General features: G+C 34.9%; 8 protein-coding genes. All 8 read left to right on the top strand.

Annotation, left to right across the window (positions count from 1 at the left end):
- The first annotated feature begins 261 nt into the window (after nucleotides 1-261).
- The 8 genes from ABZP37_RS16650 to ABZP37_RS16615 all read left to right on the top strand — a co-directional run bounded on the left by ABZP37_RS16650 (nucleotide 262) and on the right by ABZP37_RS16615 (nucleotide 14,420).
- Nucleotides 262-3,273: a beta-galactosidase gene (locus ABZP37_RS16650; RefSeq protein ID WP_366184324.1), complete on the top strand. Its 3,012-nt coding sequence runs from the start codon at nucleotides 262-264 to the stop codon at nucleotides 3,271-3,273.
- 4 nt (nucleotides 3,274-3,277) lie between these two features.
- Complete coding sequence (locus ABZP37_RS16645; protein ID WP_264618536.1) at nucleotides 3,278-3,970, top strand: hypothetical protein; 693 nt, start codon at nucleotides 3,278-3,280, stop codon at nucleotides 3,968-3,970.
- A 304-nt stretch (nucleotides 3,971-4,274) separates the two neighbouring features.
- Nucleotides 4,275-6,116, top strand: coding sequence for a T9SS type A sorting domain-containing protein (locus ABZP37_RS16640; RefSeq protein WP_366184322.1), 1,842 nt, complete (start codon nucleotides 4,275-4,277; stop codon nucleotides 6,114-6,116).
- A 310-nt stretch (nucleotides 6,117-6,426) separates the two neighbouring features.
- Nucleotides 6,427-6,663: a sulfatase-like hydrolase/transferase gene (locus tag ABZP37_RS16635; protein WP_264618538.1), complete on the top strand. Its 237-nt coding sequence runs from the start codon at nucleotides 6,427-6,429 to the stop codon at nucleotides 6,661-6,663.
- Between the two features lie 44 nt (nucleotides 6,664-6,707).
- The gene (locus ABZP37_RS16630; protein ID WP_366184321.1) at nucleotides 6,708-8,750 is read left to right on the top strand and encodes a glycoside hydrolase family 2 TIM barrel-domain containing protein; all 2,043 of its coding nucleotides are present in this window, start codon (nucleotides 6,708-6,710) and stop codon (nucleotides 8,748-8,750) included.
- Nucleotides 8,751-8,754: 4 nt separating this feature from the next.
- Nucleotides 8,755-9,924 carry a glycoside hydrolase family 88 protein gene (locus ABZP37_RS16625; protein ID WP_366184319.1) on the top strand — a complete coding sequence of 390 codons (1,170 nt, stop codon included), beginning with the start codon at nucleotides 8,755-8,757 and terminating at the stop codon, nucleotides 9,922-9,924.
- A gap of 4 nt (nucleotides 9,925-9,928) precedes the next feature.
- Nucleotides 9,929-11,800, top strand: coding sequence for a heparinase II/III family protein (locus ABZP37_RS16620; protein WP_366184317.1), 1,872 nt, complete (start codon nucleotides 9,929-9,931; stop codon nucleotides 11,798-11,800).
- A 7-nt stretch (nucleotides 11,801-11,807) separates the two neighbouring features.
- Complete coding sequence (locus tag ABZP37_RS16615) at nucleotides 11,808-14,420, top strand: sugar-binding domain-containing protein (RefSeq protein ID WP_366184315.1); 2,613 nt, start codon at nucleotides 11,808-11,810, stop codon at nucleotides 14,418-14,420.
- Nucleotides 14,421-14,426 lie beyond the last annotated feature (6 nt).

The raw sequence follows: 14,426 nt of genomic DNA, 5'->3' as shown, positions 1-14,426 counted from the left end.
TAATTGACTCAACCTTTATCTTCGAGTTCCTGTTAATAGTGAGTTGAATTAATGTTCTGAAGATCTACGCAAGCACGTAAACTGAGAACTGTAGTAAATACCCTGTAAGAAGCTCCCTATTTAGGGTTTGCACCTAATGATTGATGGTCTTGAGACAAGATTATAGTTCTACCTTATTTTGGTTAATGCCCTCTGTTACGATTTTTAATAGAGGTTGTATTTATCAATAAACATAACAAACTGATTTAATCCTAAAAACTAATGAAAACAAATAGTACCGCTTATTTTACGGTCTTTTTTATGTGCCTTTTTGTACAGCAAATAACTTATGCCCAGAGAGTTCCCAAAATAAATATTGAAGATTTTAAAGGGACGGAAGAAGATGCAGTAAAAAAAATTGATACGCTTGAAATCTTGATTTCAAAAGCAGAGACTGAAGGTCTTGATGTCACCAAAGAAAAAATGACTATTAGCACCGCTAAAATCTTTTTGCTTTATGCTAACTGGGATGAAAATAATAAAGAATTGAATGAACCTTTATTAAAAACAATACAATCATTTCATCAAACTACGGCAGCGAACTTAGCAGAGCATCTCGCAACCTTTGAACGCAGTGAGGTTATTATGATGGTCGAAGAAGCTATAAGCACAGTAAAAGCTATCATTAATGGGGATGTCATTAGAAGATCCATACCTATTATAGATTGGTCGAAGGTCTCTGTAGTAAAAAACGAATTAATTGAAAATGGAAAACCTGTATTTTTAAATGATTATACATGGAAACCAGGAAGTGCCAGTACTTATAATTTAAATGAATATCTTGGAAATTTAAGTACATTTTACACAGCCCCTAGTCACGTTGCTAATGAAAGTGGCGCCATAGCTTCTTATATTTTAAATGACTTAAATAGTAAACCTTCAGGGACTATTGGAGGTGTTTTTATAGGACAAACTAGCGTTCCAAACTGGTTAAAAACAAAATATCCTACTATCAATAAAGGTGGAAGTGAATTTTTTAAATATGACATAAGTAGTCCTGGTATGAGAGAAATTATGCAAAAGCTTCTCGCTGGTGTTGGTCCCATTATAAAAGGAAAAAACTACAACAAACTAGGGTATATGTTGACAAATGAACCTCATTGGAATATTTCTGGTACTTGGGATGTTGTTGAATTCTCTGATTATGCAAAGGACAGTTTAAGAACTTGGCTAAAAGATAAACATAAAACCATTGAAAATTTAAATATACGTTGGGGTAAAAATTTCACAAGTTTTGATGATGTTATTATTCCATCACTACCCATTAACGAATCTGAAAGAGGAACTCCTGTTTGGTATGATTTAATCAGATTTAATCAAGACCGCGTTGCAAGTGGGTACCAATTTATGGCCGATGAAATTAAGAAAAATGATCCAGAAGGTAAATCTCATATTAAAATAATCCCAGGGTTCTTTACAGGAGGAAGTAGACACAGTGGTATTGATTTTGAGCAATTAACAAATATTACAAGTACAATAGGTAATGATGCTGGAACCCATAATTCACGTATGTGGGGGAGCCAAGAAAAATGGGAAGCGCGTTACTCTTATCACTGGAGAGAACTTTCATTAAGTTATGATTTCTTAAGATCTGTTGCCCCCAATAAAATAAACTATAACTCTGAAAGCCATTTTTTATCCGCTGGCTCATTTAGAGATTTGTTTCTAAGTCCTTCTTATGCCAGATCTGCGTATTGGTTAGCAACTTTACAAGGAATGAATGTTTCTCAATCATGGTATTGGCCTAGAGAAAGCGATGGTTCTATTAGAGCTAAAGAAGGTAAAGGTTATGCAGGGTCAAACGTTCAGCAACCAAGAATTGTCAATGAGATTGCTTCTACTTATATGGATTTAAATGCTAATGCTGACCATATTTCTGCACTGCAACACAAGAAACAACCTATTAGAATATTCTATTCTGAAAGCGCTGCAATAAATAGAGGAAGTTTTATGGACGATATCTTCGATATTTATGAAAGTCTTTATTTTGAAGGATTATCTATTGGTTTTGCTACTGAAAATATCATTAAAACTCAAGCCAATTCTAACTGGGATGTTATACTTATATATAATACAGAATCCTCAACCATAGCTGAAATGGAGGCTTTACAGTTGTATCTAGACAATGGAGGTACTGTAATATTGGACTCTAAGAGTCTTAAAAAAGATGAATACGGAAAAGTACATATGCTGGTTTTAAACAATGATAAAGGAGGTGTGTTAACTACAGTATCAACTCTATCAGATTTTGCTGTAAAAGCTAAAAATATAGCGGATACTAAACATCGATTTCCAAGTATAACACTCTCAGAAACGAATAGTTTAGGCTTGAAAGGCTGCGTTTGGAGAGCTTACACTAGTATCGATGGTAAGGAGATTATATCCATTGTTAACATCGGGAAAACGCAAGCATCAGTAACACTTGGCTTAAGAGGAGCTACAAATGCGATAACGTGTGTGAATCTATTAACAGGTGAAAAATTAAATGCCGATTTCACAATGAAGCCTGAAGCTGTTTTATTGTTGGAAGTTAGAGAGAAAACAGCTGAGGATAATAAATTTACGATTACAATTAATGGAGAAACCTGTGTTGGTGAAAATAATGGAAAAATCAATATTATTCCAGATGTAGAACAAAACTACATTGCTACCTTCAATGGTACTGATAGCAATTTTACAGATGATTTAACTCTTGAAGGCGTAAGTCCAGGAACTTATAATTTATGTATTTCTGTTGCGGGCGAAACCTTTATGCAATGCTACAGTTTAAAGGTTGAAGCAGCTACAACGATTACAGGTAAATCATCATTGATTTCGAATATGATTGCAGTTGAATTAGAAAAAGGAACACCACCTTTTAGCATTGATGTAAATGGAAAAATGGTTTATGAAACCTATTCGGATGCTTTTTCAATAGGGGTTAATCAAGGAGATAAGGTTCAGATAAAATCGAGCATTGCCTGTGAAGGAGTCCTATTAGAAACGGTTGATTTCTCGGGCTATATTAAGGCATTTCCAAATCCAACTACTGGTTCCGTACAGTTTGCGCTACCTATTCCAGGTAAAGAGATTACAATCAATCTATATAATACTCAATCGAAATTATTATCATCAAAAGTATATCCTGTAATGGGTGGAACAGTAGAGCTAAGTGTAGGAGATAAACCTGTAGGGATTTATTTTGCAAAAGTACTAGGGGAAGTACCTATCAATATTAAAATTATAAAAAATTAGTCTGATGAAAAATATAAAACATATAGTACTTGCAGGTATTTTGGTATGTTCTTGTTCAGGTGATGGAGCAGACTCTGGTGGACAAACAGAAAATAAGGCTCCATCTAAAGTGTCATCGTTAACATACCCGACGAATAATTTATTATGCATCTCAAATACATTAGATTTTCAATGGGAAGCTTCGTCAGACCCTGATGGAGATACTGTTTCTTATGTATTGGAAGTTTCAAAAAACAATCAATTTTCAACTATAGATCAATCATTTTCTGTTTCGGGAACTACTAAAACGGTAACATTAGAAAAAGGTGTTGCCTACTATTGGAGAGTTAAAGCAAAAGATAGTAAGAATTTAAGTAGCGATTTTTCTCCTGTTTATAAATTTTATACTGAAGGTATTGGAGCTATAAATCATTTGCCTTTTTCTCCAGATTTAATCTTTCCGGTATTAAATTTAGTGACTTCTAGCAGTACTGTCAATTTGAGATGGAATGCTAGCGATGTAGATAATGATGCATTAAAGTATGATGTTTATTTAGGAACATCAAATCCTCCACTAACTAAAGTTGGCGAAAACCAAAGCATAAATAATTTAATTATGAATTTGAATGCTGCAACAAATTATTATTGGCAAGTAGTTGTGAAAGATGGAAAAGGTGGAGTGACTATTGGACAAGTTTGGAATTTTAAGACGAATTGAAATTAGAATTTTTATATAGGACCTCGAAAATTACCTTACAAAAACCAGTACGATTATCAGATAATTAAAAAAAATATAGTTTCATTAAGGGGGGTAATATTATTGGGTTACTTTTCTTGTATGGTTTAAAACAAGCATAAGAAAGTCAGTGGCCTTTAACTAGATGAACTAGGTAAATTAAACCATTGTTAATACCTAAAAATAAGTATGAAAATACTTTCACAACTAGATAAAACTCTAAAATGAGAGATTGTGAAGTATACAATAAAGAAAAAGAATCCATCATTAATTAAATCAAAAAATCATGAAATTAACTACTATAAATCAACTATTGTCATTTTTGGCAATAGCACTACTGTTTTCAACATCCGAAACATTTGCGCAGAATGAAAGTGATTTTTATATCCCATTTACCGGTGGTATTACAAAAAATCTAAAAACTGATTTTGGAGTTGATAATCTATTTTCTACGGATGATTCCCAAGCATTACGTGATGCTATTGATGCTGTTGCCGCTGTGGGTGGTGGAAACATCTACATTCCCGAAGGGAATTATACCTTTCAAGGTATTGGTAACCTGAAATCTAATATAAATATTATTATTGATGCTGGAGTGGTGATTAGACCATTGGGCGGTCCAACAAAATTTTCGATGTTTCTAATTGGAAATGACGAACCACTTGTTGAAAACTGGAGCATAACAGGTGTTGGAGGAAGGTTTACGATTGACTTAACGCAGACTGAAAATCCCGAAGTTTTTGTTTTTACAGTAAACAATGTTAAAAATTTCAAATTATCTGATTTCAACATATTAGATAAAAAAACAGAATATTCAAATATAGCAATTGGACCAGCTAAATATAAAGGAACTTGGTGTTTTCCTGAAAACGGTGTTGTAGAAAATTGTGATGCAAATGATTGTGATTATGGTTATGGTTTAATGCAAATGCAAGCTGGGAAACATATTTATTTCAATAATATTTCAAGCACAGGAGGAATTCCCTTAAGACTAGAATCAGGTTGGAATGCTATACAAGGGACAATTGCTAGAATTGATGATATATACGCTAGGAATGTTCGTTGCTATAATGGACAAAGTGCTGTATTTTTAAGTCCACATACTATGAAGCAAGGAGTTGTTGATATACGAAATATTACCACTGTCGCTTGCGAATGGGCTGTTAAAACTGAAAATGGCTACGCTACATCAGCCCAGGCTACTAAAGGTCATACTCCTGGAAGTTTCGATGAAAATTCTGTTATTGCCAATATCAATGCCACTTATGGTGATAATGCAACAGTAAGATCGCAGGTTCTAAGATATATCCCTTGCGAACTTAGGAGCCTTATTGGGCCATACCGAAGTATAGATAGAACTTATCCTGCACCTTCGGTTGCACCTATTGGGGATTTGGCTCCTTTGGCAAGTAAAGGTACTTACCAGGTCAAAATCTGGGATGTTAGACATTCGGGTTACATGGATTTTGTTCCTACAATCGTGAATGAAAGCGGTGATGATTATGAAGATTGTACCACATCAGTTTGGAATCCTAATCCAGGAACCATTTCAGATAGATTCAATTTACTATCGCTAGTTGCTCCTCCTACTGTTAACAAAGATGATAATGTCAACTTATCAATAAATTATCAGGCTGATAAAAATGCAGATATATATTTTCAATTATTAAACAATAGTACAGGCAAAGTTGAGTCATCTACCAAAGCAACGGTTGAAGCTGGAAAAGGTACAAAAACGGCAACGGTACTAGTACCGTCTTCTCTTGATGATGGTGAATATGTTTGGAAAGTTTACGTTACTAAAATAGATGGAACAGTAGAAGATGATCAAGAATTTACGAGTGTAATTGTTGGAGAAAAACTAGGTGTAGATATGGTGAATATTGGAAACGCATTGTTAAATGATTTTGTTGTTTATCCAAATCCAACTTCAGAAATTATTAACATCAAAATAAATGACATTACAAATACATCTGAAATTATTGAAATATTTAATATTCTAGGCGATCGTCTTTATGAAAAATCAATAGCATCTAGGTCTCTATGTCAGATTAATGTTTCGGGCTTTCCTGCAGGGCTTTATTTTATTAAAATTGGAACTAGCTCAAAATCTATAGTTATTAATTAATCATCTTTATTTGTGATGAAATTCAATTATTAAGATGAATTAAGAATTAAATAAAAGTAGAATGAGACAAACTAAAATATTGTAACAATACATAGACTATCATATACGGATTAAAGTGTGACGAAGCACTTTGATCCACACTTGATAAACTAACTAATGATCACTAATTTAATCCAAATTCATTTTTTTGTCTGTGATGAACAATATTTAATGGAGTTTAGAAGTAAAATAAGGAATTAAATTTGAGAATACTACCTATTTACAAAGGATTGTAAACAAAATTTAGAATTAATTTATTAAAAATATAAAAATGAGATATAGAACGATAAAAGGAAGTGATTTTTTAATGCTTTGCCTTTTTATTATTGGGAGTGCAAATTTATATACCGATCAAAAACAGTCGAATATCCTGTTTATTATGATTGATGATTTGCGTCCCGAATTAGGTTGTTACGCTTTGCCGCAGATCAAAACTCCCAATTTAGATCAACTTGCCACTCGAAGTACTTTGTTTAATAATGACTATTGGACAAGTTTGGAATTTTAGTACGAACTAGTTTTATTAGCAAAACAAATAAATAGCAAGAATTAATGAAAAAATATATTCTATTATTAATCTTATCAGTGGGTATAGGATTACACGCTCAAGCTCCTTTTTTACAACATAGAAATCTAATCAAAATTGAAAATTGGAAATTTTTGAAGGGGGTTACTAATGATGCAGAAAATCCCATTTTCGATGATGTTCAATGGCAAAATGTGAAAGTTCCGCATACCTATTCTATGGATGCCATCAATGATATTGGCTATTACAAAGGTGAAGCTTGGTACAGAACTACATTTGAGGCAGCTGCGTCTATGAACGAGCAACGTACCTACATCCGTTTTGAAGGCGTTGGTCAAGAAGCAACTGTTTATTTAAACGGAAAAAAAATTGGCACACATATAGGAGGCTATTCTGCTTTTTGTTACGAAATTACAAACTTGATTAAAAGTAAAGGTCAAAATGTTTTGGCAGTAAACGTGACCAATGCACCCAATTTTAAAAGAATTCCTGTCGATGATGCTTTATTCAACCATTATGGTGGAATCTATAGACCTGTACAGTTATTTTCTACTCCAAAAAGTGCAATAACTCCAACTTATTTTGCTAGTTCTGGGGTTTTTGTAGAAGCTACAAAAGTAACTCCTGACAAAGCACAAATGGAGGTACGAACACATTTAAGTTTTATTGATAATCAGTCCAATAGTATTCTGAAATACAGCTTGAAAAATGCCGAAAATAAGGTTGTATTCGAAAAAACAAAACCTTTAAACACAATAAGTAAAGATACAATCATCGTTAGTCAGTTCGAAATTGCGAAACCGATTCTTTGGAATGGTCGTATCAATCCACATCAATATACCTTAGATGTTCAATTGATTACAGACGGTTCAGTTGACAAAGTCAGTCAGAAATTCGGAATAAAAACTTTTGCTATAGACGGTGATAAAGGATTTATTTTAAATAATAAAGAGTACCGTTTAAATGGGGTTAGTAAACATCAAGAATGGGAACAAGTGGGGCCAGCAGTAAGCGACGAAAATCTGGTTGCCGATATGGAATTAATTGATGAAATTGGTGCTACATCTTTGCGATTGTCGCATTATCAACATTCGGATAAAACCTATGAATTAGCAGACAAAAAAGGGGTACTTGTTTGGTCAGAAATTCCATTTGTACATGATTGGAGTAGTCGAGAAGCTGGAAATGCCAACCAACAATTAAAAGAATTAATACTGCAAAACTATAACCACCCCAGCATTTTTGTTTGGGGATTATGGAATGAGGTTAGGTCTTGGAATGGAGATAAAGCTCCGGCTGTAGTCTTGACCAAAGAATTAAACCAACTGGCACACAAACTAGATAAAACAAGAATGACCACTTCGGCTAGTGATAGAGACATGGTGGATGATATGGGTGGAATTACAGACCTCCAAGCGTGGAACAAGTATTTTGGTTGGTATGGTAATTCTATCGAAGAAATGGCTACTTGGTTGGATAAATCACATCTTGAACATCCCGAAATTAAAATTGGTTTAAGTGAATATGGAGCGGGAGGGAACATAAACCATCAAGACATAACAAAATTAGATAAACCCAAAGGGAATTATTTTCCTGAAATGGAGCAATCGAGATACCATGAAATTACTTGGAAAATCCTAAAAGACCGTCCTTTTGTTTGGGGGACTTTCGTTTGGAATATGTTTGATTTCTCAGTAGCAGGTTGGAATAGAGGAGGAATTAAAAATTTAAACCACAAAGGGCTGGTTACATTTGATCGAAAAACAAAAAAAGATGCTTTTTATTTTTACAAAGCCAATTGGAGTAAAGCGCCAGTACTTTATATTGCGGAACGACGAAATAATGTAAGAACCACTGCAATGACCAGCATAAAAGTATATACAAATCTAATAAAGGTCACTTTATATGTTAATAACAAAAAGATAAAAACACAAAAACTAGAATCAGACATAAATGTGATAACATTTGATGCTATTACACTTAATAAAGGGAAAAACGAGATAAAAATAATTTCTGCAGATAAATCTTCAAAATTGGAAGATGAGGTCAAATGGGAACTTAAAAATTAAAAGAATGAAAAAGCTAGTGTATCTTTTGCTTTTATTGCTACTACCAATTGTAATAAAAGCACAAGTTTCGAAAACAAAGTCCAGTTCAAAAGAGGTGAAAGCCATAACTCAAAAAGTAGCCGACTGGCAAATTGAAACTTTTGCAGAAATGGGTAAATACCGTGCTTTACCTTCAAAAAATAGGGAAAAGTGGCATAATAGGGACGTTTATCCGGATTTAGAATGGCATTGTGCGGCATTGTATGCTGGTATGTTTCAGTTTAGCACCATAACAGATAATCCCAAATACATCAGTTGGTTAAAGAGCAAGGGAGATAAAAACGACTGGAAATTATTCCGAAGATTATACCATGCCGATGACCAAGCTGTGGGGCAATTTTATACCAATCTTTATGAAGTGTATAAGGATGAAAAAATGATTCAACCGACTCAAATGTGTTTTGATTCTATTCTGCAAACTGATAAAAGCACCAAAAGCCTTTGGTTTTGGAGTGATGCTCTTTTTATGGCGCCACCAGTTTGGGCTAGGCTTTCAAAAGTTACCAAAGATTCAAAATATTTAGAATTTATGGACAAACAGTATCGCATGTCCTATGATAAACTTTGGGATAAAAACGACCACCTTTTTTTCAGAGATAAAAACTATTTTGATGCTAAAGAAAAGAACGGACAAAAAACATTTTGGTCTAGAGGAAACGGTTGGGTTTTTGGAGGCTTGGCGCTAATGATTCCCGATTTGCCTAAGGATTGGAAAAATAGAGAATTTTATATAACCCTTTTTAAAGAAATGGCTGAAACTTTAAAAAGGGAACAGCGAAAGGATGGTACTTGGTCTGCGAGTATTTTAGCGGATGAAAAAGACTATCCCAATAAGGAAACAAGTGGAACTGCATTTTTTACTTTTGGTCTAGCATGGGGAATCAACAACGGATTTCTAGACAAAGAAACCTACGAGCCTGCTATGTTGAGGTCTTGGAACGCACTAGTAGATTGTGTCAATAAAGATGGGATGTTAGGTTATGTGCAACCTGTAGGAGCTGCGCCAGGAGAGAGTTTTAAAGACTATACAGAACTGTATGGTACTGGAGCGTTCTTAGCCGCTGGAACAGAAGTTTATAAATTTTATCAGAAAAAGGAAGTTTCAGAACATATGGATAAATTAAAAAGTAACTAAATAAATGAAAATAAAATCACTTGTATATATCGCAATAGTTGTTGTTACGTTCGCTAGACCCAATTTAGTATGTAGTCAACAAAAACTTCCTGTATTAGATAATCCAATGTCTGTTGACTATCTTCAAAATAAGATCAAAAAAGAACTTCCACGTTTAGTTTATACCAAGGAAACTGTTAAATTAGTAAGAGAAAAAATTAATTCAGATCCTGTTCTCAAAAACAGGTATGCTGCTATAAAATTAAATGCGGAAGCTATTTATAAAGAACCACTTTTAGAACGAGTTATTATCGGCAGACGCATGCTGGATGTATCTCGGGAGTTTCTTTACCGTATGAATATGTTGGGATTTGTATATCTAATAGAAGAAGATGATAAATCGTTAAATCGTATAAATGAAGAATTGCAAGCGGTTTGCAACTTTAGCAATTGGAATCCATCACATTTTCTAGATGTAGCAGAAATGGCTTTAGGAGTTGCCATTGCTATTGATTGGACACAAGGGAACTTGCCAGAGGCTACCATTAGGTTAGCCAAACAATCTTTGCTCGAAAAAGCAATTCAAAAAACATGGAGAGCCAACGATAAAAAATGGGGAATTGCTTATGGTAATACCAATTGGAATCAAGTGTGTGCAGGTGGATTAATCGCTGCGTCTATCGCAATTGCTGATGAAAATCCAGAAATAGCTTCAAAAACAATTGCGAGAGCTTTGGATGGTTTGCCTAATGTTTTAGCTGCTTACGGACCTGACGGAGCTTACCCAGAAGGCGCTACTTATTGGGATTTCGCAACGGCCTATTCTGTAACAACAAATAGTATGTTTGAAAGCGCTTTTGGAACTGATTTTGGCGCAAATGACATTTTAGGATTTAAAGAAAGTGCTACTTTTAGGTTGTTAAGCGAATGTCCATCTGGTTTGTATTACAATTTTTCAGATTGTGAAGACAAGCAAAATGCTAATGGTAATTCAGTTCTCGCTTGGTTTGCCATGAAATCTGGAAACGAAGCTTTTTTTAAGCGAAATAGTTTTTTGCAACCAACAGAAATGACGAACAAATTGTCACGATTTGATGGTGTTGGGATGCTATGGATTGCACAATATGAGAAACGTTTTTTCAAAGATATGCCAGTGGCTTGGAAAGGCAATGGAAACAATCCGATAGTTATTTTTAAATCCGGTGCCGATGATGAACATCAATTTTATTTAGGTTGCAAAGGAGGAAGAGCAAGCATTAGCCATGGTAATATGGACGCTGGTTCCTTTGTTTTTGAGCTAAATGGAGTACGATGGTCTGCAGATGGTGGTTATCAAGACTACAACGAATTAGAGAAACAAGGATTTAATCTTTGGACCAATGCACAAGATGGTGATCGGTGGAAATTGCTAACAAAAAATAACTTCGGACATAGTACCTTAACGGTCAATAATGAGTTATTTTTAAACAATGCTTTTGCTCCTTTAATTGATTTTAAAGACGGGAAGCAACCAGAAGCATCTTTCGATTTAACTGCTGTTTTTGGTAAAAACTTAAAAAAAGCAGAGCGGAAATTTGTAAAAGAAAGCAATACCTCTTTGTTAATTGAAGATAAATTGAAGTTGTCTGAAACAACTAAAATGATTACTTGGCAAATGTTGACAACCGCTGATGTGCAGATTATAAAAGGCGGTGCAATTCTTTCGCAAGCAGGCAAAAAAATAAAATTAGAAAATATTTCGCATCCAAAGATAACGGTGGCAATTGTGTCATTGGATCCACCGCCATTAGAATTAGACAAACATATTGCAGGGCTCAAACGGATAGAAATACGAATTCCGGCAACGGCTAGTAAATTAGACGAAACCACTATAAAAATCAGATTATCTCAATATTAGATTCACTATGAAAAAATCCATTTTAATATACTTATTTACCTTATTGTTGTCCATAAGTGGCATTGCGGTCAAAGCCCAAAATTTCTCTACAGCCGGATTTTATGAAGTAGCCAACTCTTCTAGAAAAGTGTTTAATTTCAACCCTGGATGGCGTTTTTTTAAGGGCGACGTAAAAAATGCGGAACAGCTACAATTTGACGACAGTGCTTGGGAAGCTGCAAATCTTCCGCACGGATTAGAAATATTGGGCGAAAATGCCAGTGGAGGTCGTAATTATCAAGGTATTGCTTGGTACCGCAAACAATTTCAAGTCAGTAAAAAAACGGCTGACGCCAAAGTATATCTTTATTTTGAAGCGGTAATGGGAAAATGCCAAGTCTGGGTAAACGGAAAACTTGCGACCGAACATTTTGGAGGATATTTGCCTTTTGCTGTTGATATTACCAATTTGATAAACAAAGATGCAACTCCCAATATAGTGGCTGTAAAAGCCGATAATAGTGATGATAAAACCTATTTACCAGGTAAAAACCAATCTGGATTGGATTTTACTTATATGGGCGGTATTTATAGAGATACCTATCTTATCGAAACCCCTTCTACGCATGTTACACTCACAGAGCTAAGTACTACGGTTGCTGGCGGAGGTGTTTTTGCGGCAACAGTTGCTATTAATGGTAAGGCTGCAAAAATAGAAGTTCGAACAGAATTGGCAAATGATAGCCAACAAGCTAATAAAATTACCCTTCAAACTACGCTGGAAGATGCCAATTATAAACCAATCAAAAAGACAACTCAGAAAATTGACTTAAAAGCGGGCGAAAGCAAACAATTGAGCCAACAATTGGACGTTAAGAATGTACAATTTTGGCATCCTGATAATCCCTATCTTCATTATATAAAGACAGAAATTGTTGTCAATGGTAAAGTGGTAGACGCAATGCGAACGCGTATTGGAATTCGTTTGTTCGAAATGCGTGGAAAAGACGGCTTATACATAAACAAAGAACCGTATGAAGCGAAGTTAATCGGAGTAAACCGTCATCAAGATTATACTTATGTTGGAAATGCATTGCCAAATTCTGGACAATGGCGAGATGTGAAATTACTAAGAGAAGGTGGTTCACGCATTATAAGAGCAGGCCATTATCCACAAGACCCTGCGTTTTATGATGCTTGTGATGAATTTGGAATGTTGACAACAACAGCCAATCCGGGTTGGCATTTCTTTAACTTCAAAGAGCCTATTTTCGAAAAAAGACTGTATGAAGACACTCATAATCTAGTGCGACGTGATCGCAATTTGGCTTCTATTTTAATGTGGGAAACGGCTCTGAACGAAACACCACAGCAACCCGCAGAAGCGATGAACAAGATGCATAAAATTGCTCACGAAGAATTTCCTTTTCCAGGAATGTTTACGGTAACGGATTACCAAGAAGCCAAAAAAGCAGGCTTGGATTTGCAGTATCACGGTACCGATCCCAATGTGAATTCCTTTAATCGAGAATATGGTGATGGAAACGAAGTGGACAATTGGTCTTCGCAAAATGCAACTACTCGAGTAAAAATGGAATGGGGAGAAAAAGCGTTACTCAATCAAGCTATGATACAAGCAGCCACCCTAAATGACCGATTCAAAACACCAAAATCAAGATTAGGAGGTGCAATTTGGGCAGGAATAGACCATCAAAGAGGCTATCATCCAGACCCTTTTTGGGGCGGATTATTGAACGGACTACGTTTACCAAAATATGTGTATTATTTATACAAAAGTCAATACAATGCGGACTATAAAGTACCAGGAATAGAAACGGGTCCAATGCTATTTATAGCCAACGAATTGACGCAGATTTCTCCAAAAGAAATTGTCATATTCAGTAATTGTGACGAAATAAAATTGACTTGGCTAGGGAAAGTTGTGGGCATTCAAAAACCATCCAATGACCCAAAATTTAAGGATTTACCACATGCTCCTTTTGTATTCGAAAATGTATTCGACTTTGCAGAAATCAATACCCATTGGCGTTCCAAGACCAATCAAATTGAATTAATAGCAGAAGGGATGATTGATGGAAAAGTGGTTGTCAAAACAGTGAAAAATTATGCTGAACGTACTGCTGGGGTCAAACTGACTGTTGATAGTCAAGGCTTGGATTTAGTGGCAGACGGTTCCGATTTTATTCCAGTTCGAGCAACTATTGTGGATACAGATGGTATCAAAAAAGTATTAGCGTCTACAGAGGTTTATTTCGAAATTGAAGGAGAAGGGGAAATTATAAGTACCAATCCTGTAAAAGCAGAAATGGGTGTGGCAACAGTTTTGGTTCGTTCGACCTTAAAAGCGGGAACTATTAAAATAAAAGGATTCGCAAGCGGATTAAATACTGAAACGATAACATTGGAATCAAAACCAATGATCAAAAAACCACTTTATGATGCCAATTATTTATCAACATCGGCTAAGGTGAAGAAGGAGAAAGGATTTGTTATTCAAGAATCGAAGATAGACTTACCTTTAGATGTTCAAGAATTGCATAAAGAAATCAAAAATCTTCAATTAATCATAACTGGTAAAGAACAAGATTTAATGGAATTTAGAAGCAAAACAAAGGAATAAAATCTA

Origin of the sequence: Flavobacterium ovatum (assembly GCF_040703125.1) — a bacterium.
GTDB lineage: Bacteria > Bacteroidota > Bacteroidia > Flavobacteriales > Flavobacteriaceae > Flavobacterium > Flavobacterium ovatum.
This window is presented reverse-complemented; position numbering and strand designations above follow the sequence as displayed.